The organism is Bacillus sp. FSL W8-1202, from assembly GCF_038006165.1.
Lineage (GTDB): Bacteria > Bacillota > Bacilli > Bacillales > Bacillaceae > Bacillus > Bacillus subtilis.
Window position 1 is genome coordinate 2,437,569 of record NZ_JBBOUR010000001.1, and the last position, 22,510, is coordinate 2,460,078.

Below are 22,510 nucleotides of genomic sequence, written 5' to 3' on the forward strand. Positions count from 1 at the left end.
CAATGGTATAAGGACGACGGGAAGTGAAAGTGTTGGCAAAGACAAAACAGGCAGAGAAAAGCCCTGCGCCGTGGCGTGCTGTCCCGTGCGGGGATACGAAACCGATCTATATTTATTCAGCTTACAGTGAAGAAGAAAAAGAAAGATTCCCATATTCAAACGGACGGCTGATTGCCGCTGTATTTGACCTTAGCTCTTATTCGCAAAAAAGCAATGCCGCTTTGATGGCCGCTGCGCCTGAATTGCTGGAAGCGTCTAAAGCAGCGCTTGATTTTCTGAAAGGGAATTCTGTTCATTCAAAGGAGCGCATCATTCAGCTATTAGAAAAAGCTGAAGCAAGCGCTGCACCGAAAAGGGGAGGAAATAAAACATGATTCATCCTAAAAAACTGCTGCATATCGATTCCGTCACGCTTAAGAGCCAGCTGGAGGACGGGAAAATCCGTGTCATTATTGTGGATGGCATCAAGCAAGAAGCATGGATCACAGAAGCGCCCGAGCATGGAAAAACGCTTGTCGAAACAAGAAAGGGCGACCTTGCCCGAGTGGAATTTGAAATCGGCTACAAATTAAATTAAAGCGAAAACAGAATACGTCCAAGACGGAAAGCCTGCGGACACTGATCAACTGCACAGCATTTGTGCGTTGATTGGTGTCCGTTTTTTATTTGCCAAAAATGAGGAGGATCATAGAATGCAAGACTTACTATTTGAATATAAACGAACGCTCAAACAAACAAGAAACCAATATAAACCGCTCGCTGAGGCAGATGAATCCGTGCTCTCAGCTGAAGAGCTGAAGGATAAAAAAATCATTAGAAATATGATTACTGATCTTGAATATGTAACAGAGTGGCTTGAAAAAGGAAGGCAGCCCGGCATCAGACGGGCGATTGACCGGCGTGATGCCTACCAGCGGCTGATGATCAAGGACCCGAGAATCATCGAATCATTTTCCAGCGCTATGATGTTTGAGCCGGACGGACAGGTATCAGAAGAGGACAGAGAGAGAATTCGAGAAGCATTAGCCCTGTTAACGGACAGAGAAAAGGAAATGTTTTTGCTGCATAAGGTAGAATGTTTTTCTTATGAACGGATCGCCGATCTTCTCGGCGTGAAAAAATCGACAGTGCAAACGACGATCAAACGTGCAATCGTAAAGATGCAAAGACAGCAGGAAGAAATGAATCGATCACTTGCATGAAAGCTTGTCATACGTTTGCCACCTATAAGTGAATAGCATGACACATAAGCGGCTGGCTGATCAGCCGCTTTTATGAATAAACAACCATGCTGGAGGTGGCGGTGATGCCGTAGCATGAAAACACAACAGCGCGAACAAGCATTAGCAATCTATCAACAACATCAAGGAAAGATCACAAATCGGGCGATTGCGGACACAATCGGTGTTTCCGCAAAAACAATCGGCATCTGGAAAAAACAAGACAAATGGAAAGAGGCCCTGTTTTCTGCGTCCAAAAACGAACAAAAACAGCGCCCTATAGACAACGATGAATTAAATGAACGCCAGCGGCTGTTTTGCCTGTATTACGTCAAAAGCTTCAATGCCACACAGTCAGCAATCAAAGCGGGCTATTCTCCGGACAGCGCTCATGTGACGGGCAGCCGGCTCTTAAAAAACGAAAAGGTCGCTGCTGAAATCAGACGCATAAAAAAAGAAATGGTCAATGAGATATTTATTGAAGCGATGGATGTGCTGCAGGTTTATATCAAGATCGCGTTTGCGGATATTACGGACTATGTGACCTTTGGAAAAAAAGAGGTCCAGGCTGTCGGGAAATCGGGTCCGCTGTTTGATGAAGATGATAACCCGATTATGAAGGAAATCAGCTTTGTCGATGTCAAAGACTCCGGGCTCGTTGACGGCACCATTGTAACGGAAGCAAAGCTTGGCAAAGAAGGCATCGCCATCAAGCTTGCAGATAAAATGAAGGCGCTTGAGAAGCTATCCTTATATTTTGATTTGTTTCCAGATCAATTTAAACAAAAAATAGAAAATGAGAAATTGAAGCTTGCCAAACAAAAAGCGGAGAAAACAGATGACAGCCAAGAGCCGATTGAAATTATGATCAAACGAAAAGAGCGCAAGTCATGATTGTAAAAGAAATCAACCCACATTTCGAAGATTACGTGTTCAATTGGGAGCAGACGTACCAGTTTCTTGTCGGCGGCTACGGCTCATCCAAAAGCTATCATACCGCATTGAAAATCGTGCTAAAGCTGCTGAAGGAAAAACGGACGGCCCTTGTGATCCGGGAGGTGTTCGATACCCATCGGGATTCGACCTTCGCCTTGTTTCAAGAGGTGATCGAAGAGCTCGGTCTCACAAAGGCTGTGGCATCTCTTTCTTCCCCGCTGCAGCTGCGATTTCACAATGGCAGCCGGATCATGTTCAAAGGAATGGACAATCCGGCAAAATTAAAATCGGTTCATAATATTTCATTAATATGGATTGAAGAGTGCTCAGAGGTGAAGTATGAGGGGTTCAAGGAATTAATCGGACGTCTTCGCCATCCTGAGCTGAAGCTTCATATGATCTGTACCACCAATCCCGTCGGCACCTCCAATTGGACGTACAGGCATTTTTTTCGGGACGAACGCAATAAACGGTTTGTGCTGGATGACAGCGAACTTTACGAAAAGCGGACAATTGTGAAGGGAGATACGTATTACCATCATTCCACCGCTAACGACAATCTTTTTCTCCCAGAAAGCTATGTGAAACAGCTTGACGGGCTCAAAGAATATGATCCCGACCTGTACCGGATTGCCCGCAAAGGAAGATTCGGCGTCAACGGGATCAGGGTGCTGCCGCAGTTCGAGATACTCCCGCATGATCAAGTAAAAAAATGTATCGCAGCCATCAGCAAGCCAATCTTTCGTACAGGTATGGATTTTGGATTCGAGGAATCCTATAATGCCGTCGTCCGGCTTGCTGTAGATCCTGAAAAAAAATACCTCTACATTTATTGGGAGTATTATCAAAATAAAATGACAGATGATAGGACGGCTGAGGAGCTGCGTGAGTTTATTGAGACACAGGAATTGATCAAAGCCGACTCGGCTGAGCCGAAAAGCATCCAATATTTCCGCCAGCAGGGCTTTCGGATGGTTGGAGCCAGAAAGTTTCCCGGCTCCAGGCTTCAATATACCAAAAAGGTAAAACGGTTCAAAAAAATCTTCTGTTCGGACCGCTGTGAAAATGTCATCTATGAGCTCAAGACACTTACGTATGCCAAAGATAAAAACGGAGCTCTGATTGAGGATGAATTCACGATTGACCCGCATACGCTTTCTGCCATTTGGTATGCGCTTGATGATTATGAGGTTGCTGATATGAAAGAGACAGCACGCAAACGAATCCGGCCGAACCGAGAAAGGAGGAGGTCATAAATCATGCACAATCAAACAGTCAGAGCAACTGTATTTAAAGCCAATGCCGCGGCTCCTCAGACAAAGCAAATCTATGAAGATGACTTTTCTGAGCTGTACGGAGAGGACATTATCGCTCCGCCCTACAATATCATCGAGCTCAAAACCATTGCCGAATACTCGACTATTCTTCAGCAATGCATTGATGCGTACAGAGTGAATATTACAGGCTTTGGATTCGATGTTGAGTACACATTTGATGTCAACGCAAGTGATGTCGATCAGGCAAAAAAGAAAAGAGCGGAAAAAGACTGGGCCAGACTCGAAGCCTTTTATAAATGTCTTCACTTTGATGAATCAGCTGAAATGATTTTAGGCTATGCCATCGAAGACAGAGAAAAAACAGGCAACGGATTTATGGAAGTGCTTCGCGACGGGGCGGGAAAACCTGCCGGCATCGAATATTTAGATGTGAAATATATGCGTGTATGCGGAGCAGGCGAGCCTGTAGAGGTTTCATTTGTATATGAAGAAAACGGGAAAATGAAAAGGATTAAAAGGCAAAAACGCTTCCGAAAATATGTGCAGATGATCAATGGAAAGAAAGTATTTTTTAAAGAATACGGCGATCCGCGAAAAATGGATATGCGCACAGGTGAATATGTAAACACATTGGCAGAGAAGTATCAAGCAAATGAAGCCATTCACCTCAAAATCGGAAGCGGCGTATACGGTGTACCCCGCTGGATCGGCAATATTGTCAATTTATACGGGGCCCGAAAAGCAGAAGAGCTCAATTTTATGTATTTTAAGCAGGGGCGTCACGTCCCCGCTGCGATTACAGTGGAAAACGGGATGCTGTCTGAAGCTTCTTACCGGGAGCTGCAGGAATACATGAATGATCTTGAAGGCGTGGAAAACGCCCATAAATTTCTCCTGATCGAAGCGGAAGGAATCGCAAAAGAAAAGGATCTCCACGGAGGCGAGGATATTACGCCGGTTTCCGTGGAAATCAAATCCTTGGCGGAAATTCTCCAAAACGACGCCTTGTTTCTTGAATACGATGAAAAAAGCAGAAATAAGCTGCGTTCCGCTTTCCGCCTCCCGCCGCTGTATACAGGCGAGGCCCAGGAATACAACCGGGCGACAGCGGATACCGCTAGAAAAATTACGGAGGAGCAGGTCTTTCAGCCGGAGCGAAAAACGCTCGTAAATAAACTGAACACGCTGCTTTTGCCGGAGCTGAATATCCATGACGTCAGGCTGACATTAAAAGGACCGGACTTTCGTGATCCGCTTGAGATTGCGAAGGTGCTCGGTCCTTTTATTACAGCAGGAGCGGTCTCGCCGAATGATTTACGCGACCTTGCCGGACGGGTGCTTGGCAAAACACTTGAGGAGTGGCCTGAGGACATTTATAAACGGCCTGCAGGACAGGATGCGGAAAAGACAAACCTGACTGTGCTCATGCAGGAGTTGAAAGAAAGCATCGAAGATATCAAAACGTCCTGAAGGGAGGTGAATCAAGCAGGTGGCGCGAGAATTAAGAAATGCCAAAATCAGCTTTGTCAGTTATGTGGACAAGGCGGCTAACCAGACAGAATTTTTCTTTACGAAGTCAGCCAAACCTCCGTCATTTGAAAAAAAGGTTCGGCTGTTTACAAAAAGTGAGCAGGATGAACAAAAGCTCGTGTACGGAATCGTGTATGAGCCTGATGTTCCTGATGCACACGGCGATTTTATGACCGCCGAGGAAATTGAAAAAGCGGCGCACGGTTTTCTCGCGGAGGCACGGGAGATTGATATCAATCACAGCTTTGAGGGCGGAACCGGCGTCGTGGTCGAGTCCTATGTGGCGCCCGATGATTTTATGATCGGGTCAAAGCGGATTACAAAGGGCTCATGGGTGCTCGTGACAAGAGCGTCTGACGAGGTGTGGGAACAGATCAAGGCTGGAATCATCACCGGCTACAGCATGGCGGGCACTGCAGATGTGTATGAAGAAGAACCGGTCGAAAAAGCAGGGTTCTTTAGTGTATTCAAGCAAATGCTTGCTGACAAAACAGGGAAGGAGACTGAAGAAATGAGAAAAGAAGACATGAAAGAATCATTCGAGCATGCGCTTTACCCTCTGCTCAAACGGCTTGAGCGGATTGAAAAAAACACAGACACGGAGGAAAAGCCGGAGCAGACGGGTGATGACGAGCGTCTGAAAAAGCTCGTTGAAGACATGCTTGCCCCGCTGATCGAACGCATCGAGGCTTTGGAAAAAGCGCGAGGCGCGTCTAAGCAGACAGCGGACGATACGGGCGGCAATACAGAGCAAGTCAAAAAATCAATCTGGAGCGGACTGCTGTAAAACCAGTCAAGGAGGAGGAAATCAATTGAGAAATCAAGAGATCATTCGGAAAGCGGAAATGTCGCTTTCTGCTTTAAAAAGCGGCGGGCTTATGAACCCTGCGCAAGCATCGGCTTTTATCCGCATGGTGCAAAACACGCCGACCATTTTCAGTGAATCCCGCGTGATTCAAATGGAAAATGACTCGCAAAAATTTGAGAAAATCGGCTTCGGCCAGCGTATTCTGCGGGCTGCGCAAGAAGGAAAAGCACTGTCAAACGACGAGCTGACAGTTCCAACGACAAGCACTGTCCAGCTGAACACGAAGGAAGTCATTGCGGAAATTAACATTACGTATGACACATTTGAAAACAATATTGAAAAAGACGGCCTGCAGCAGACAATCATGCAAATTTTAGCAGAGCGCGCAGCAGTTGATATTGAAGAGCTGATCGTTAACGGTGATACAGCATCAGCTGATCCGTATCTGGCACAGCTGGACGGCATCCGTAAACAGGCGGTTTCCCATATCGTTGACATGAACGGTGAAGAACTGTCCAGAGCGACATTCAAGAAGGGCTTAAAGGCAGTTCCGCCGAAATATTTGCGCATCCCTCAGGAATTCAGATTCTATACGTCTCACGGCTTAGAAGTTGAATGGAAGGACCGCGTGGCAGACCGCCAGACAAACCTTGGGGACCAGGCTGTTCAGGGCGGCTTGTCAACAGCATTCGGCGTACCGGTCAAAGGGGTATCCAATATTCAGCCGTACACAGTCGGTGAGGGAGACGCGCAATATGACGCTTCTGATATCATTCTCACACATCCGAAAAATATCATTCTCGGCTTCTCCCGCAATATCCGAATTGAAGTCGACAAAGACATCCGCTCCCGTAAATTCATTATTGTCTTAACGGCCAAGCTGGACAGCAAGTTCGAGGAAGAGGATGCCTGCGCGAAATTAATTAACGTAAAAGAATAATAGAAACGAGGTGGTCAGCTCATGCTCATTGAACCGACTGACGTAGCTTCCTATTCGGTCTATGATCGGGTGAAAAACAGGCCGGAAGAGCTGCTGGCGCAGGATATCATCGAGGCGGAAGCAGAAGCGGCTCTCATCACGGGCCACCGCTTTGAAGACAGCTTGTATGATCCGCTGCCCGGCAAGGTGAAGTTGGCTTTAGTAAAGCTTGCCCAGTATTTTGCGCTTGTCAACAGCGATGAATCTGCCTCATCAAGCTATCAGTCTGAGAAAATGGGGGATTATTCCTACACGGTTTCCGGAGAAGGCGGCATTCAGCGGCCAGAGGTATATCATTTGCTCGAGGAGTTTATCACGCCGGGCTACGCCCCTGAATCCTCCAGACTGAAGGTGAGGTCTTTATGAGCTACAGGCAGATGCTCATTCATCGCTGCGACATTTATCATGAAGCAGCGCAAGCGCCGTCTGCAGGCCGATTTGGGATTCCGGCAGACAGGCTGCAGCCGGTGATTTCATATCCGGATACACCCGATGAACAAGATGTCCCTTGTTATTTTACCGAAAAAACACAGCAGCTGATTCAGGAGGAGCCGGATCAAACTGTATATCATAGCTTTCTCGTCCATTTTCCGTTGTCAGCGGACATCCGCGTGAACGATAAAATCATTTGGGAGAATCATAAATATATACTAAAGCTGCCGAAAAGGATCAGACATCATCATTGGGAGGTCGTCGCAGTCAGGGATGAAAGCCTATGAAAATAGCGGGATTGAAACAGCTGAACACGGCATTAAAAGAAGCGGCTTCAGGCGGTTTTTCCAGACAGGCGTCCCGGTGGCTTGAGGAGTGCGGGCAAGATTTTCTGGAGATCGTCCAATCTGAACTCATCAGCACACAAACGATTGATACAGAAAAACTGCTCAGTTCCTTTGAGAAAGGCGCAGAGGACAATCTCTGGATTGTGCAAAGCGGCGGGCTTTCGCTTGAGGTGGGGACACAGCTTGATTACGCCTCATTTCTTAATGACGGCCATTGGACGTCAAAACAAGATGTGAGATGGGTGCCGGGGCGTTTTCAAGGCTCACGGTTTATTTATGATCCAGCGGCTTCAACGGGAATGGCGCTCAAGAGAAAATGGATACCGGGAACGGGCTACTGGGATCATGCACTGCTTTTATATGAACAGCTGTTTGAAAAATCGTTGGAAAGCAAACTGCGCCAGTGGCTGAAGAAGCTGTAAAGGAGGAGCAGGATGAACAGTGAAACAGGATCGATCATGGCGTTTTTGTACAGCCGGTGGTCTGTTCCCATTTATGAACGCGAGCTTCCTGATCACTTTCAGGTGCCGTCGTTATATGTCCCGCCACCATCTGTTTTCGAGGAAACAGATACGGTCTCCACATTTAAAAAAACCTACAGTCTCAATGTAAAACTGTTTCATCTGGACTCCGTTCAGGCGCTGGATGAAGCGGACAGACTCGCGGATGCCATCAGAGAAGCGAGAAATATGATTCCGCTGCTGAGTGAATCCGGCGAGAAGACGGGGGATACGGTTCGCATCTCCCAAATCGAGACAAGGGTAGGAGACAGGGGCGAGGCGGCCATGGTGATCAGGTGGAGCAGCCGATATTATTATCACAAAACAGAACAGCCTGTCTTACAGGATATCGACATGAACAGCGGGGTGAAATAAACGGTGTCAAAGGACAAACAACAGAAGAAGGCTGTACATACAAAGAGCCGGGAAGCTCTATTTGATACAGCGGATTTGATTAAGCACGCGAAGGAACTGTTCGGCGTTAAGCCGGATATTCTTCAGGGGGCTTTATTTGGCGTGGATCAACCACGTATGACGAAATCAGAAGCCAACCAATTGATTCAAACATTTCTAACCAAGGAGGTCATGTCATCATGAATGGCGGAACATTTACAACAGGCAAAGAAAAAGAACGTGCAGGTATTTATTTTAACTTTAAAACGACGGCACAGGAGCGGGTATCACTCAGTGAACGGGGAACAGTCGCACTTCCGGTCGCATCAAGCTGGGGCGAAGCGAAAACGTTCGTCTCCATTTCCAGCGTTGAAGACCTAAACAAAAAAGTGGGCCTCAGCATTGATGACCCGTCTTTATTGCTGCTGCGTGAAGCGAAGAAAAATGCGAAAACGGTATTGATGTACCGTCTAACCGAAGGTGTCCGAGCGTCTGCTGATATTGCTGAAGGCGTCAAAGCAACTGCAGTATATGGCGGAACAAAAGGAAGTGACATTATCATCCGCATCAATCAAAATGTGCTGGATGCTAATTCTTTCGATGTGACAACATATATGGACGAATCAGAGGTTGATAAACAGACTGTCAAAAAGGCTGAAGAATTAACAGCTAACGGCTATGTCACTTTTACCGGAACAGGCGATCTTTCTTCAACGATTCCTCTCACTGGATCAGAAGGAGACACTGCAGCTGAGACGCTGAATGCATCCGCGGGAATCCGTTTATCTGGCGGTACGGATAAAGCCCCTGTCAACTCCGACTATACAGATTTCTTAGCCGCGGCTGAAACGGAGAGCTTTGATGTGATTGCGCTGCCTGTTGCAGAAGGTGACCAGTTGAAAGCGACGTTTGCTGCTTTCATTAAACGCCTGCGCGACGGCCAAGGACAAAAAGTGCAAGGCGTCACAGCCAATTATGCCGGTGATTATGAAGGCATCATCAACGTAACAGAGGGTGTGCTGCTTGAAGATGGCACGGAAGTTACACCCGACAAAGCAACAGCTTGGGTAGCTGGAGCGAGTGCAGGAGCAACCTTTAACCAATCACTTACATTTGTAGAGTACGAAGGCGCAGTTGATGTGTTACACCGCCTTGACCACGATACGATTGTTGAACGTCTGGGTAAAGGTGAATTTTTATTCACATTCGACGCCCGTGATAAATCCGTCAGCGTAGAAAAGGACATTAACTCACTCGTGACGTTCACAGCTGAGAAAAACAAGAAATTTGCGAAGAACAAAATCGTTCGTGTCCTGGATGCTGTGAATAATGATTTAACACGCGAGCTGAAAGCCTTAATTAAATCAAGAAAAGGCAGCGGAAGCGATATCCCGGCATCTGAAGACGGACTGCAGTATGTAAAAACGATGATCACACAATACATGACAACGCTTCAGGACGCAGGCGGCATCACTGGCTTTGATTCCGATGAAGATATCACAATTTCAATGAATGAAGATCGTGACGGCTTCTTGATTGACCTGGCTGTACAGCCTGTCGACGCAGCAGAAAAATTCTACTTTAATGTGGAGGTAAACTAATATGGCATTAAAAGCACAAAACACAATCTCAGGAAAAGAAGGCCGCTTATTTCTCGATGGTGAGGAAATGGCGCACATCAAAACATTTGAAGCAAACGTTGAGAAAAACAAATCCGAAGTCAACATTATGGGCCGCCGCATGACAGGCCATAAAACAACAGGGGCAAATGGAACAGGGACCGCAACGTTCTACAAAGTCACATCAAAATTCGTGCTATTGATGATGGACTATGTCAAAAAAGGCAGCGACCCTTATTTCACGCTCCAAGCTGTGCTGGATGATCAATCCTCAGGCCGGGGCACAGAGCGAGTTACGCTGTACGACGTCAACTTTGACTCTGCCAAAATCGCAAGCCTTGATGTCGATTCAGAAGCGTTAGAGGAAGAAGTTCCATTTACATTCGAAGACTTCGACGTCCCTGAAAAGCTATCTGACACGTTTTAATAAAAGGCGCATACGCAGACCTTTCTCAGAAAGGTCTGTTTTTTTACAGGATCAAACTAAACAATAGACAAGGGAGTTTTTTACATGAGCGAGAAGAACGAAAACGTATATGATCTTTCCTTTTTTATGCCGGGAAAAACAATTGAAGCTGAGGAAATCAAAGTGCCAATCTCAAAGCGTTTTGTTGATAAAAAAGGGAACATCGTGCCATTTATTTTTAAAGCGATCACGACGGAGCGCATTGATGAATTGGAGAAAGAAACAACAACGTATAAAAATGTCAAAGGCAGAGGCCGTGTAAAAGATTTAGACAGCCAACGCTTTTATGCCCGAATCGCAGTTGAATCAACCGTTTATCCGGACTTCCGTTCAAAAGAGCTTCGAGAAGCTTACAAAACGGCTGACCCGGTAGAAGTTGCGAAACGCGTGCTCTCAGTTGGAGGCGAGTATGCGAACTGGTTAAACAAAGCGATTGAGATTAATGGATTTGAAGATGAATTAGAGGATCTGGAAGAAGAAGCAAAAAACTAATCAAGGATGGGCATAAAGAAGCCGTGTATCTCTACTATGCGATGCACGAGCTTCACTATTCCCCATCAGATTTATTGGCGCTCTACGAAGCGCCCAGAAACTATAAAGCGCTGTTGTATGGAATGATCGGATATAAGCTCGATCTCCTTGAAAAACAAGCAAAGAAAGGAGGGGCATCGTAATTGGCAAAGCTGACAGCAAGGTTTGAAATGGAAGACCGTGTAAGTAAAAAGTTAAGAAAGATCCAGAATGGGTTTAGAGCACTTGAAAAGTATAGAAAAATGGTGCAGCGAAAAAGCGCTATTGATGTTCGAAAAGAAAGCAAAACTGTATTAAGGACAATTGATCGCATACAAAAATCATTAAAGAAAAAGCTTGGCGCCCAAATGATCTCCATTTCAACTGAGGATAAAGCCAGCAGTGTCATTCAGCAGGTTAATGTTCAATTGCAGAGATTGCCGTCATCTGTATCTATAAAAATAGATGCTAGTGACCAAGCAACCGAAAAGTTTGAACGATTAAGAGAGCTCGTGGCAGGTTTTAAAGGCTTTACGATTATGCTGAGTGCAGAAGATCAAGTGTTGCCGGCTGTGCAAAAAATACAGCGCTATATGGAAACTGCACTTAAAAATGGTTACTCTGTTACGATACGCGTGATTGATCACGTCATGAAAACAGTCGGTCGTATTTCTGCTGGTATTGATGCCTTAACAGGAAAAGACAACAAACTTGAGCTCGCTATTAATGACAGGGTGTCAAATAAGCTGGATTCATTGCAGAAAAGAATTGACAGCATGGGAAGCTCAGGTCCCTCCGAGAAAGGAGCGCCTTCATCAGGAGGAAATACAGGAGATATTGCGAGCATGTTTGATCCAGAAACGATTTTGACAGCACTGGACAAATTTGCTGCTTCTTTCATGGAAAAGGTGGATGAAAACGCCACAAAGTTCAGCCCGGAAACAATCTTAACAGAGCTGGATAAATTTACGACATCGTTCATGAATAAGGTGGATGAAGTCGCCACAAAGTTTAGTCCAGAGACAATTTTGTCGCAGCTGGATAAGTTCACAACATCGTTCATGAGTAAAGTGGACGCAATTGCAACGAAGTTCAGTCCAGAAACGATTCTGGCACAGTTGGATAAGTTTACAACATCGTTCATGAGTAAAGTGGACGGAATTGCGACGAAATTCAGTCCAGAAACGATTTTGTCACAGCTGGATAAATTTACAACATCGTTCATGAATAAAGTGGACGCAATTGCAACGAAGTTCAGTCCAGAAACGATTCTGGCACAGTTGGATAAGTTTACAACATCGTTCATGAGTAAAGTGGACGGAATTGCGACGAAATTCAGTCCAGAAACGATTTTGTCACAGCTGGATAAATTCACAACATCGTTCATGAGTAAAGTGGATGCAATCGCAAGTAAATTCAGTCCAGAAACGATTTTGTCGCAGCTGGATAAATTCACAACATCGTTCATGAGTAAAGTGGACGCAATTGCGACGAAATTCAGTCCAGAAACGATTTTGTCCCAGCTGGATAAATTCACAACATCGTTCATGAGTAAAGTGGATGCAATCGCAAGTAAATTCAGTCCAGAAACGATTTTTAAGCAGCTTGACAAGTTTACAGATTCCTTTATGAAAAAAGTGGATGCAACCGCAAGTAAATTCAGTCCAGAAGCGATTTTTAAGCAGCTTGACAAGTTTACAGATTCCTTTATGAAAAAAGTGGATGAAATCGCAAGCAAATTCAGTCCAGAAGCGATTTTTAAGCAGCTTGATAAGTTTACAGATTCCTTCATGAAAAAAGTGGATGATATCGTAAGTAAATTCAGCCCGGAAACAATCTTTAACGAGCTTGACAAGTTTACAGATTCCTTCATGAAAAAAGTGGACGATGTCGTAAGTAAATTCAGCCCGGAAACGATTTTAAACGAGCTTGACAAGTTTACAGATTCCTTTATGAAAAAAGCAGATGATGTCGCCAGCAAATTCAGTCCAGACGCCATTATTACTAAAGCGGAAGACTTTGTAACAAATATTGTTGACAAAATTTCAGAGAAATTTAATTTCCTGAACCCGGATAAAATCGCTAATAAAGCAGAAAAGTTTGTTGATAACATTGTTTCAAAAATCGCCAAGAAATTCGAGAAATTCAGCCCTGATAAAATTATTGAAAAAGTGGGAGAGTTTTTTGAAAAAATTATAAAAGGCATTGCTGAGAAGCTGGGGAATCTGGATATTGGCGGGTTGTTTGGCGGCAAATCCAGCGGAAGCAAAGGCAAACAAAAAGCTTCAAAAGCCAATACAAAGAACTCAACTTCTAACAATTCAAACCGCACTAAAAAACCTTCTATGAACCAAAAATCTTCAGGTTCAAAATCGAAAAAGTCAGGCGGCAAATGGGGCGGGGCTTGTGGTTGCTGCTGTGCCGGAATCAGTACAGGCAAAAGCAAAAAAGTCAAAAATAGAAACGGTTCATCAACAAAAGGGAATAAAACAAATCCTGTGAATACACCTAAATCTGCTAAAGGAGCAGCAGGCAAAGGTTTTTCAGGCCTTCTGAAAACATTGGGTGAATCAAAAGGCTTAAAAGGCGGACTAAAGGGCTTAAAAGGAGCTGCAAAAGGAATACCGGGATTAGGCGAAATACTGTCCCTTACTGACTTAGCCGGTATCAATAAGAATAATGCTGGTGAAAAAGTAGGTTCAGCCGGCGGAGGTTTAGCAGGAGCCGCTGCAGGAGCGGCTATTGGAAGCGTTGTGCCGGGAGTCGGGACTGCTATTGGCGGTGTTGTAGGAGGAATTGCCGGTACTTTCGGCGGTGAAAGTTTAGGTAAGGCAATTGATGCCGGCGCTCTAGAAGATACATGGAACAGCATTACAGAGGGTGCGCAAAATGCCTGGTCAGCCATTCAGGATACTTGGGGAACTGTATCAACATGGTTTATGGATAATGTCTGGACGCCAGTGTCAACCGCAGTTGTGGGTGTAGCAACAAGCATATGGTCCAACATCGTGAATGCTTGGACAACGATCCAAACGATATTCAGTACTGTATCAACATGGTTTATGGACAATGTCTGGACGCCGGTTTCATCAGCAGTTGTGGGTGTAGCAACAGCAATATGGTCTAAAATCGTAAATGCATGGACGACAATTAAAAATGTGTTCAGTACAGTTGCTTCATGGTTTATGAGTAATGTGTGGGGGCCAGTCAAATCAGCTGTAATAGGAGCGGCAACTACAATCTGGGATAAAATGACCGGTGCTTGGAATAAGATTAAGAGTGTTTTCAGTACGGTATCGGGATGGTTCATGGATACAGTTTGGAACCCGGTCAAAAATACAGTCTCAGATGTAGGTAAGGGAATCTCAGATGCTTTCAAAAAAGCGATAGACACCGTTAAGAACATTTGGAAAGGCCTGAGCGGCTGGTTTAAAAAGAATATTCAAGAACCTCTTACAAAGGTGGGAGAAGCGATTTCAGATGCTTTTTCTAAAGCGTTCGGCTGGGTGAAGCAAATCTGGGATAAAGCTGGCGGCGTAGCTAGTAAAGTAATTAATTTTGTAACCGGCGGCGGTGATCCGAATAAAGGTAAGGATCCGGATAAAAATGCCACAGGCGGCTACATCACCAAACCAACCATCTCGTGGATCGGTGAAGCCGGCAAGGAATTCGTTATCCCGGTTGATAACAACCGAGGCCGGGGGAAGATGCTTCTTTCACAAGCGGCGTCTAAGCTGGGTATGCAAGTTGTAGACGACATGGGAGCAGCTTCGTCTTCTGGCGGAAGTCCAGCATCTGTTTCAGGAGGAGCAGCTGTCAGTCCTCTATCAGGCTCAGCCTCCCCAGCAATGAACACTGCAAATCTTACAGGCCAAGCGTCCACACTCGGACAGCAATTTTCAGAAGGCTTTGGTAAAGGCATCAGCGATCAGCCGGTCAAAATGGAAGACTGGAAAAAGAAAAACATCAATACGCCATTTACACAAATGATTTCTGCTTCACCAAATTACGGTAAACAAATGGTAAGCGGGTATGCCAAGGGTCAAAACGGCACTGCAACCGGAACGGACGGCTTTTTGCAATCAAAAGTTAAAACGCCGTACCAAGCCACTGTGAACAAATCGTCTTCATGGGGCACAGGAACGGTCAAAGGCTTTGCGCAAGGACAAAACTCAACCCAAACAGGGACTGCACAGTATGTGAGTACACATGTTGACAAACCGTTCCTGCGTTCAAAAGACACATCGAACAGCTGGGGTTCAGGCATGATCGGAAACTTTGTGACAGGCATGAATTCTAAATCCAGTGAAGTAAAACAAGCGGCAAAGGATATGGCCAAGAGAGTGGAGCAGGCTTTCCGTGAGGAATTAGATATCCATTCACCTTCCCGTGTCATGATGAGCTTGGGGCGTTTTGCTTCAATTGGTGTTGTCAAAGGCCTTGGCTCAGTAGATGTAAAGAAATATGCTGAAAAACAAGCCGGATCACTGGCGGCTGCCTATTCCGGAATGGGAGCCATGGGCGGGAACGTAAAACAGTGGATTATGGCCGCTCTCATGGCCACCAAGACACCAATGAGCTGGCTTCCGGGTCTCTTGACGATTGCGCAGCATGAATCCGGAGGCAATCCGAACGCAATCAACCTGTGGGACAGCAACGCAAAAGCGGGGCATCCGTCACAAGGGCTGATGCAGACGATCCCAAGCACTTTTAATGACCATAAAGCACCGGGTATGGGTAACATTAAAAACCCGATTCACAACGCAGCTGCTGCGATCGGCTACATTAAAAGCAGATATGGATCAATCAACAATGTGCCGGGTATTAAAAGCCTGAATCATGGCGGACCGTATGTCGGTTACGCAAACGGCGGGCTGATTACAAAAGAACAAATTGCCCGTGTCGGAGAAGGAAACAAGCGGGAATGGATCATTCCGGAGGAGCGAGGCATCCGCGGCCGCTACCTCCTTCAGAGAGCTGCGCAAGCTCTTGGTATGGAAGTGACAGATCCGTCTCAATCCCAGCAGTCTGAGCTTTCTTCAGGACAAGTTTCAGCAGTTACATCCGGTACACGGCAAACGATACAAACAGCCGGAACGAAAGAAATAAAGATTGAGTTTAACGGCGATCAGCATTTCCATAATGGACAGGATGCTGATGGCCTGGTTGCGAAAATCAAGCAGGCATTACTTGATGAATTACAAAATGACATTAACACCGGAACAAAGGGGGTCGTGGCTTTTGACTAAGTCTATCTATGAATTTTGGATATCACAGGGGAAAGAAAAGCTGCGATTCCCTGTTCTTCCTGAAGCGATTGATATAGCGAATAGTGTACAAAATGACTCAGTAAAGATAACGGGATTGGGTGAACTAACGTTTATTGAAGAACCCGGAGCAAAAGAAATTTCATTTTCTTCTTTTTTTCCAAAAAAGTATACGCCGATAGCTGAATATCAAAATCTCCCGTCTCCGGAAAATGCCATTGCGAAAATTGAAAAATGGATGAAGGCAAAAAAGCCTGTTCAATTTTTAATTACGGGAACAAAAATCAATATGACATGCAGTATTGAAAGCCTTAAATATAGTGAGGGAGACAATGAAATAGGAGATCGGGATTTTGATATTGTATTAAAAGAATACAAAACCGCTTCCCCGCGGAAAATCAAGCAGAAGAAAAAAACAAAGGCAAAACGTCCGTCGAAGGCTGCGCCGAAGACGTACACAGTGAAAAAGGGAGACACGCTATGGGACATTGCAGGCAGATTTTACGGGAACAGCACCCAATGGCGCAAAATTTGGAACGCCAATAAAACAGCAATGATCAAACGAAGCAAACGGAACATCAGGCAGCCGGGCCACTGGATTTTTCCCGGCCAAAAATTAAAGATACCGCAATGAAACAGGTGATGTATGATGATAGAACTGTTCGTCATTAAAGACACAGAGTGGCTTGAGCTGGTTGCAGAAAGCGTATCGCTTGAAGGCCATCGTTATCAGGCGCCGCGTTCCATTGAAGCAACCATCGTCACCAAGCAGGGCGACCAGACGTATTACAGTGTCTCAGAAGGAGATACGGTCTTGTTTAAATGGAAGGGAAAAGAGCTGTTTCGGGGCATTGTTTTTGCAAGAACCCCGGACGAGCATACGCTTGCCTTCAGCGCTTATGACATGCTGCAGTACCTGGTCAAAAACCAGGATATGTACGTGTTTTCCAATCAGCGGGCCGACCAGATCATCAGAAGGATTGCGAGTGACTTCCAGATACCGACAACCTCGATCGCAAACACAGGCCATACGATCAAAAGTCTTGTCATTAAAAATGATACGACATTGTATGACATCATATTAAAAGCGCTGAAACAGACGAAAAGCCAGACAGGACGACATTACCAGCTGTATTCGGAAAAAGGAAAGCTCGGCCTGCGCGCTTGGCCAGATCCGTCAGAGGTATGGGTGCTTGAAACGGGCGTCAATATCACGGGCTACCAATACAGCACTTCTATAAACGACACTGCTACTCGGGTGGTGCTTCGCCGGCAGAAGGACAATAAGACATATAAAGCCTCTGCCAAGGACAGTTCAGGCTTAAATAAATACGGTGTGCTTCAATATACGGAAACGGTCACAGATGACATCAACCAGGCACAGCTTCAGCAGCGGGCAGATGTACGCCTTGCTGAAAAAAAGGGCGTGAAAAAAGAACTGAAAAATATTCAGGCAGTGGGCATCCCGGAAGTGCAGAGCGGCTTGCCTGTCTATATTTCGATTCCGGAGGCCGGCATCAAGAAAACCTATTGGGTAGATACGGACCGGCATGAATTTAAAGGAACGAAACATACGATGACGATCGATGTTGTCGAAAAGAATACGATGCCGGAAGGAGTTTCCTGATGAGATTAAGTGAGGCTATAAAACATTTGGCAGTCGGCGCAGTTGACGCTGAGTCTCCGGTAGAACTGCTCCCGGCTGAAGTCGTTTCGGTTTCTCCTGTGGAAATCAAATTAAAAGAAAACAGCAAACTGATCATACCGGAAGACGCCATCATTATCCCAAAACGAATGCAGTCCGGAGGAGACGATGCACTCGAGCCGGGGGATCGCCTCATGACCGCGGCTCTGACTGGCGGGCAATCGTTTTTTATTTTAGATAAGGTATAGACAAACCGCTTCAGTACGAAGGGGTTTTTATTTAGCATGTAAAAGGAGTGGGCAACATGGCCCTGACACCAGAAGTGGAGTTTGAAGATATTGAAGTTGAGAGCGAAGTCATTGAAACCTCGCAAACGTACAAAATAGATTTTGAAAACGGAAGAATTACGAATGAGCTGATTACCGGGCTTGAAGCGATCAGGCAGTTCGTGTATATCGCCTTACAGACAGAACGCTATGCATATTCCATATACAGCCATAATGTCGGAAACGAGCTTCAGGACGTGCTGACAGATCATGAGACGACTGATGCGTATAAAAAGATGGAGATTCCGAGACTGATAGAAGAGGCGCTGGTTTATGATGACCGGATATCGGCTGTAACAGATTTTGAGATTGAAAAACAAGGCGACGCGTTTCATGTGTCCTTCGTGGTGGAGACGGATGAAGGAACGCTTGAGATTGAGGAGGTGATTGGCGAAGATGTTTGAAGATCAGACTTTTGAAGCGATTATGGAGCGTATGCTGAACAGCATTTCCGCAGATATTGACACAAGAGAAGGCAGCGTCATTTATAATGCGTTAGCCCCGGCGGCGGCCGAGCTTGCGAAGTCTTATATATGGCTGGATACTGTGCTTGAGCTCGTTTTTTCTGATACCGCACAAGGCGAATTTTTAGACAGGCGTGCAGCGGAAGCGGGAATTGAACGGACAGCCGCGACAAAGGCGGTCAGAGCGGGAGAGTTTACATCTGGAGTTACTATTCCTGTCGGCTCCCGCTTTTACGTGGATAATCTTTATTTTCAATATACGGCAGACGGGACGCTCATCTGTGAAACACCTGGTGAAGCGGGAAACGCCAATCTGACCGGACGCAATTTACTGTCATTGGATACCATTCCCGGTTTAGAAACGGCCATAGTCCAAGAAATCCTGATTCCGGGACGCGAGGAAGAGGGAGATGACAGCTTGCGAGAACGGTATTTTACAAGGGTTCGGCGTGAGGCCGTCAGTGCCAATAAAATGCATTATAAAGAGTGGGCTGAGGAAGTGGACGGTGTGGGAAAGGCAAAGATCTTCCCGCTTTGGAACGGGGAAGGCACGGTCAAAATTGTCGTCACCAATGCGAATCTTGAGCCCGCTTCTCAAGTTTTAATTCAAAAAGTGAAAGATTATATCGACCCTGAACCAGGACAGGGAGAGGGACAGGCACCAATCGGAGCCGTTGTCACAGTGGAAAGCGCGGTCTGGAAAGAAGTTGAGATTTCTGCCGAAGTGCTGCCTGAGATCAATCACTCAATTGATGAAGTGAAGTCAGAAATTGAGGAAGGCGTTTTAAATCTCTTTAAGAAAATGGCGTTTGAAGATAACGTCATCCGCCTTTCTCAAATTAACAATATCGTCTATAATTCACCATCAGTCAGTGACTACTCCAATATTCAAATCAACGGCACGTCTGAAAATCTGGTGCTGAGCAACGTGGAAATTCCTAAGCTTGGGCAGGTGAAGATTATTGAGCAAACAAGATGACATGACAGCTTATCTGCCGCCGTTTCTCACCAGCCTTAAAGAAATGGCCGAGCTGCTGAAAGCGGAAGCGCCTGAGTTTGATAAACAGAATAACAGCATATTTGATCTGACGGATCAGTTATTCGTACCGACGGCGACATGGGGGCTCAGCCGCTGGGAAAAGATTTTAAACGTACCGCGTGAATCAGGCGACACAGATGAGATCAGACGATTGCGGCTCATTTCCAAAATGTCGAACATCCCGCCAATCACATACAGGGCCATTGAGCAGGCGGTAAACCGTTTCTTGAAAAACCCGTCTGCACAGGTCCGCCTGCTTCCCGGCGAATACCGATTTAACGTCGATATCAATGTTGATGACCTCCAGCACATGAGTGAGCTGATCGAAGCGATAGAAAACATGAAGCCCGCTCATTTGGCGTATACGCTCAGAGGCGGATTGAACGAGACGCTGCAAATCAAAGACACAGTCATCCTGAATCATCGCAGATACCGAACGGCCAGTGAACTCAAGGTCGGTTATTCTGTCACTCTTAACAACAATGAGGTGGTTTTAACTTGATTTCAACCATATACAGAGAACGCACAGCGGCTGATCTAAAAAGCAGAATCGATCACGTGCTGCTCAACGGCCAAAAAACAGAAATAGTAGAGCTCGCCATTGACGGTGCGACCGTCACCGTTCTGACAAAACGTGAGGAAGACATCAAGCATATCGAAACGGTACAAATTTTTGACGAGCTGGGCAATGTGATCACAGAGAGAAAGACTGACCTGGACGTCAGCGAAAACAGAACACTCGATTTCAGATTTACTTTTGAGGTGGTGTAAACATGGCATACGAAGAAAAAACAGACTGGCTTCCGGACGACCCCATCAACGAAGATGACGTCAACCGCTGGGAAAAAGGAATAAAAGACGCCCACACCGACCTGGCTGCCCACAAAAACGACATGAACAACCCCCACAACACAACAAAGGCGCAAATCGGGCTGGGGAATGTGGATAATGTGCAGCAGGCGGCGAAGAAGGATTTTGACAAGCATGAGCAAGATCAGGTGCGGCATGTTACAGAGGAAGAGCGAGAGAAATGGAATGGGGGTCAGTTATCGAAGATTACAAAAGATGATGGCTCAGTCTTTATCAACATAGACAATGGACAAGATTTTAACAAAGCAGCTGCTGAGCAAAGGAAGTCATTTACTTTTCACACAGAAAATACAGGAGTGAATACACCTCCACAATCAACGAAAGGCATTTATTTATACTTTTCCGAAAACGACGGGGAAGCGATTGCTATGACAAATGATGGGGGAATTTGGAGAAAAACATTAACGAGCGGAGTGTGGTCCGAATGGGTATCATTCGAGACAGAAGCAGGATCTAAGAGTAAGTCTGAACAGGCTGAGGAAAATGCTAAAAATTATATAGACAAACATATTGGTAATAGCAACATTCATATCACTAATGATGAACGTGTGAAATGGAATGGTGCTCAACTCAAAAAATTGACCAAAGATAATGGTAGAAGAAATAGGGTACCTGATGGGACAGATATTCTATCATTATCAACCGGTTTTTATTATGCATTAGGTAAAAATATAGTAAACAACCCAGTTGAAGGAGATAATGCTTGGTATAACTATGATGTCATAGAGGGGGAGAGCAGCAGAAAAACAATTGTTGCTTACCAAAGCTATGAAGTGACCATGTGGATCGGAATGGTTCATACTGACGGTGAGTTCAGAGGATGGAAGCGGCTGATTACTTCAGAAGAATTAAAAAGTGAAAATATCAATAAAATTGCTGATGAGTCACTGTATCAAGATGCAGCATATTCAGGTAACAATTATCCAATCGGTATTACCACCGTCAGTATTCTCCAAGGGTCTACAGGTTATCCCTATGAATTTGGTGAAGTGCTGAATATAAAATCGAGCATATATCGATTTGCACAGTTTTTCTTTTATGCCGGAAACGCAGGTCAAAAGAAAATATTTATTCGTCACTGGTATGATAGCACAGGCTGGACTGAGTTTATTACGATCCCTTCATCAGATGAACTAGAAACTGTTTTAAATACAGCAAAGCTTTATACGGACAGTCATGCTAATAACACGGAAATCCATGTCACGCAGAACGATAAAACTAAGTGGAATAACAGTCAGATTTTCAAATTGACTCAAGATGATGGAACGTTGGGAAAATTCTACAATGAAGATTTAAATAATATAATTAAAACAGGATTTTATTATATTTATTCTTCTACGACTGAATTAAATGCTCCTATTAATAGAAATGGGTATTTGCTTGTATATAATGTTGGTACCTATCCGTATCAAGAATTTACTACTTATTCGGGAGAAACAGCTTCTATTCCAGACAATAGAAGAAAATTTATCCGAAATAAAAAGCAAGATTCAGAAGAATGGACTCCGTGGATGGAGATTGAAAATTCACAAGGAGCACAGGCAAAAGCAGACAAAGCTTTAGCTGATGCTAAAACCTATGTAGATACAAATTATACAAATCAAAAATTAACCAAACTTTCAGGCTCTGATGCAATAACAGATGCTAGAACTGGAGGGGATGAGTATCCTCAGGGATTAACTTTAATAGATATTGGTCAAGGAAATAATACCGGTTACCCGCTTCGTTACGGCTTCGTGAAAAATGAGAAACACAGTGATTTTAGATTTGTTCAATATTTTTATGGCACTGGAAATGAATCTGGCAGTTACATTGATAGTACTGGTACATGGATAAGGCATTGGTGGAGTGGGTCAGGCTGGACAGCTTGGCATAAAATTTC

General features: G+C 45.1%; 25 protein-coding genes and 1 pseudogene. All 26 read left to right on the forward strand.

Going from position 1 to position 22,510, the window contains the following annotated elements:
- Positions 1-23: 23 nt before the first annotated feature.
- Entirely contained in the window at positions 24-374 is a 351-nt protein-coding gene (gene xkdD / locus NSQ09_RS12705; protein WP_021479479.1) for a phage-like element PBSX protein XkdD, read from the forward strand.
- Entirely contained in the window at positions 371-577 is a 207-nt protein-coding gene (gene xtrA, locus NSQ09_RS12710) for a phage-like element PBSX protein XtrA (RefSeq protein WP_003244900.1), read from the forward strand. Before xkdD ends, xtrA begins: the two co-directional genes overlap by 4 nt.
- Positions 578-692: 115 nt before the next feature.
- Positions 693-1,202, forward strand: coding sequence for a sigma-70 family RNA polymerase sigma factor (locus tag NSQ09_RS12715; RefSeq protein WP_024572595.1), 510 nt, complete (start codon positions 693-695; stop codon positions 1,200-1,202).
- A gap of 114 nt (positions 1,203-1,316) precedes the next feature.
- On the forward strand, positions 1,317-2,114 hold the full coding sequence (gene xtmA, locus NSQ09_RS12720; RefSeq protein ID WP_305090514.1) for a phage terminase small subunit: 798 nt from the start codon (positions 1,317-1,319) through the stop codon (positions 2,112-2,114).
- A complete protein-coding gene (locus NSQ09_RS12725) occupies positions 2,111-3,412 on the forward strand; it encodes a PBSX family phage terminase large subunit (RefSeq protein WP_041351207.1) in 1,302 nt (433 codons plus the stop codon). The genes xtmA and NSQ09_RS12725 overlap by 4 nt, the downstream gene beginning before the upstream one ends.
- A 3-nt stretch (positions 3,413-3,415) precedes the next feature.
- Positions 3,416-4,903, forward strand: coding sequence for a phage portal protein (locus NSQ09_RS12730; protein WP_341031596.1), 1,488 nt, complete (start codon positions 3,416-3,418; stop codon positions 4,901-4,903).
- Between the two features lie 19 nt (positions 4,904-4,922).
- Entirely contained in the window at positions 4,923-5,750 is an 828-nt protein-coding gene (locus NSQ09_RS12735; RefSeq protein WP_003232691.1) for an XkdF-like putative serine protease domain-containing protein, read from the forward strand.
- Positions 5,751-5,775: 25 nt separating this feature from the next.
- Positions 5,776-6,711 (forward strand): phage major capsid protein, encoded by a 936-nt coding sequence (locus tag NSQ09_RS12740; RefSeq protein ID WP_019712464.1) that lies wholly within the window; start codon positions 5,776-5,778, stop codon positions 6,709-6,711.
- 21 nt (positions 6,712-6,732) lie between these two features.
- A complete protein-coding gene (gene yqbG, locus NSQ09_RS12745) occupies positions 6,733-7,116 on the forward strand; it encodes a protein YqbG (RefSeq protein WP_014479552.1) in 384 nt (127 codons plus the stop codon).
- Positions 7,113-7,469, forward strand: coding sequence for a YqbH/XkdH family protein (locus NSQ09_RS12750; RefSeq protein ID WP_009967053.1), 357 nt, complete (start codon positions 7,113-7,115; stop codon positions 7,467-7,469). The genes yqbG and NSQ09_RS12750 overlap by 4 nt, the downstream gene beginning before the upstream one ends.
- Positions 7,466-7,951, forward strand: a complete 486-nt coding sequence (locus NSQ09_RS12755; protein ID WP_003245226.1) for an HK97 gp10 family phage protein — start codon at positions 7,466-7,468, stop codon at positions 7,949-7,951. Before NSQ09_RS12750 ends, NSQ09_RS12755 begins: the two co-directional genes overlap by 4 nt.
- A 12-nt stretch (positions 7,952-7,963) precedes the next feature.
- Positions 7,964-8,404: a phage tail terminator family protein gene (locus NSQ09_RS12760; protein WP_029726235.1), complete on the forward strand. Its 441-nt coding sequence runs from the start codon at positions 7,964-7,966 to the stop codon at positions 8,402-8,404.
- Positions 8,405-8,407: 3 nt separating this feature from the next.
- Positions 8,408-8,626 carry a hypothetical protein gene (locus NSQ09_RS12765; protein WP_003232679.1) on the forward strand — a complete coding sequence of 73 codons (219 nt, stop codon included), beginning with the start codon at positions 8,408-8,410 and terminating at the stop codon, positions 8,624-8,626.
- Positions 8,623-10,023, forward strand: coding sequence for a phage tail sheath family protein (locus NSQ09_RS12770; protein WP_341031601.1), 1,401 nt, complete (start codon positions 8,623-8,625; stop codon positions 10,021-10,023). The genes NSQ09_RS12765 and NSQ09_RS12770 overlap by 4 nt, the downstream gene beginning before the upstream one ends.
- 1 nt (position 10,024) lies before the next feature.
- Positions 10,025-10,468: a phage tail tube protein gene (locus NSQ09_RS12775; protein WP_003232677.1), complete on the forward strand. Its 444-nt coding sequence runs from the start codon at positions 10,025-10,027 to the stop codon at positions 10,466-10,468.
- An 84-nt stretch (positions 10,469-10,552) separates the two neighbouring features.
- Positions 10,553-10,999: a phage tail assembly chaperone gene (locus tag NSQ09_RS12780; protein ID WP_015715734.1), complete on the forward strand. Its 447-nt coding sequence runs from the start codon at positions 10,553-10,555 to the stop codon at positions 10,997-10,999.
- Between the two features lie 41 nt (positions 11,000-11,040).
- A complete protein-coding gene (locus NSQ09_RS12785; protein ID WP_129138065.1) occupies positions 11,041-11,181 on the forward strand; it encodes a hypothetical protein in 141 nt (46 codons plus the stop codon).
- Positions 11,182-11,208: 27 nt separating this feature from the next.
- The gene (locus NSQ09_RS12790) at positions 11,209-16,266 is read left to right on the forward strand and encodes a transglycosylase SLT domain-containing protein (protein ID WP_445291722.1); all 5,058 of its coding nucleotides are present in this window, start codon (positions 11,209-11,211) and stop codon (positions 16,264-16,266) included.
- Complete coding sequence (locus tag NSQ09_RS12795) at positions 16,259-16,918, forward strand: LysM peptidoglycan-binding domain-containing protein (protein WP_038828716.1); 660 nt, start codon at positions 16,259-16,261, stop codon at positions 16,916-16,918. The genes NSQ09_RS12790 and NSQ09_RS12795 overlap by 8 nt, the downstream gene beginning before the upstream one ends.
- A gap of 15 nt (positions 16,919-16,933) precedes the next feature.
- Positions 16,934-17,911 carry a phage-like element PBSX protein XkdQ gene (locus tag NSQ09_RS12800; protein WP_003245730.1) on the forward strand — a complete coding sequence of 326 codons (978 nt, stop codon included), beginning with the start codon at positions 16,934-16,936 and terminating at the stop codon, positions 17,909-17,911.
- The gene (locus NSQ09_RS12805) at positions 17,911-18,177 is read left to right on the forward strand and encodes a DUF2577 family protein (RefSeq protein WP_003244812.1); all 267 of its coding nucleotides are present in this window, start codon (positions 17,911-17,913) and stop codon (positions 18,175-18,177) included. Before NSQ09_RS12800 ends, NSQ09_RS12805 begins: the two co-directional genes overlap by 1 nt.
- Positions 18,178-18,233: 56 nt before the next feature.
- Positions 18,234-18,659, forward strand: coding sequence for a DUF2634 domain-containing protein (locus NSQ09_RS12810; protein WP_003232671.1), 426 nt, complete (start codon positions 18,234-18,236; stop codon positions 18,657-18,659).
- Positions 18,652-19,698, forward strand: a complete 1,047-nt coding sequence (locus NSQ09_RS12815) for a baseplate J/gp47 family protein (protein ID WP_341031607.1) — start codon at positions 18,652-18,654, stop codon at positions 19,696-19,698. The genes NSQ09_RS12810 and NSQ09_RS12815 overlap by 8 nt, the downstream gene beginning before the upstream one ends.
- A complete protein-coding gene (locus NSQ09_RS12820) occupies positions 19,682-20,260 on the forward strand; it encodes a YmfQ family protein (protein WP_144482535.1) in 579 nt (192 codons plus the stop codon). The genes NSQ09_RS12815 and NSQ09_RS12820 overlap by 17 nt, the downstream gene beginning before the upstream one ends.
- A complete protein-coding gene (locus NSQ09_RS12825; protein WP_003232665.1) occupies positions 20,257-20,529 on the forward strand; it encodes a hypothetical protein in 273 nt (90 codons plus the stop codon). Before NSQ09_RS12820 ends, NSQ09_RS12825 begins: the two co-directional genes overlap by 4 nt.
- Before the next feature lie 2 nt (positions 20,530-20,531).
- Positions 20,532-20,795 (forward strand): annotated as a pseudogene (locus tag NSQ09_RS12830) (terminase); the annotation flags it as partial.
- Positions 20,796-22,510: the final 1,715 nt, after the last annotated feature.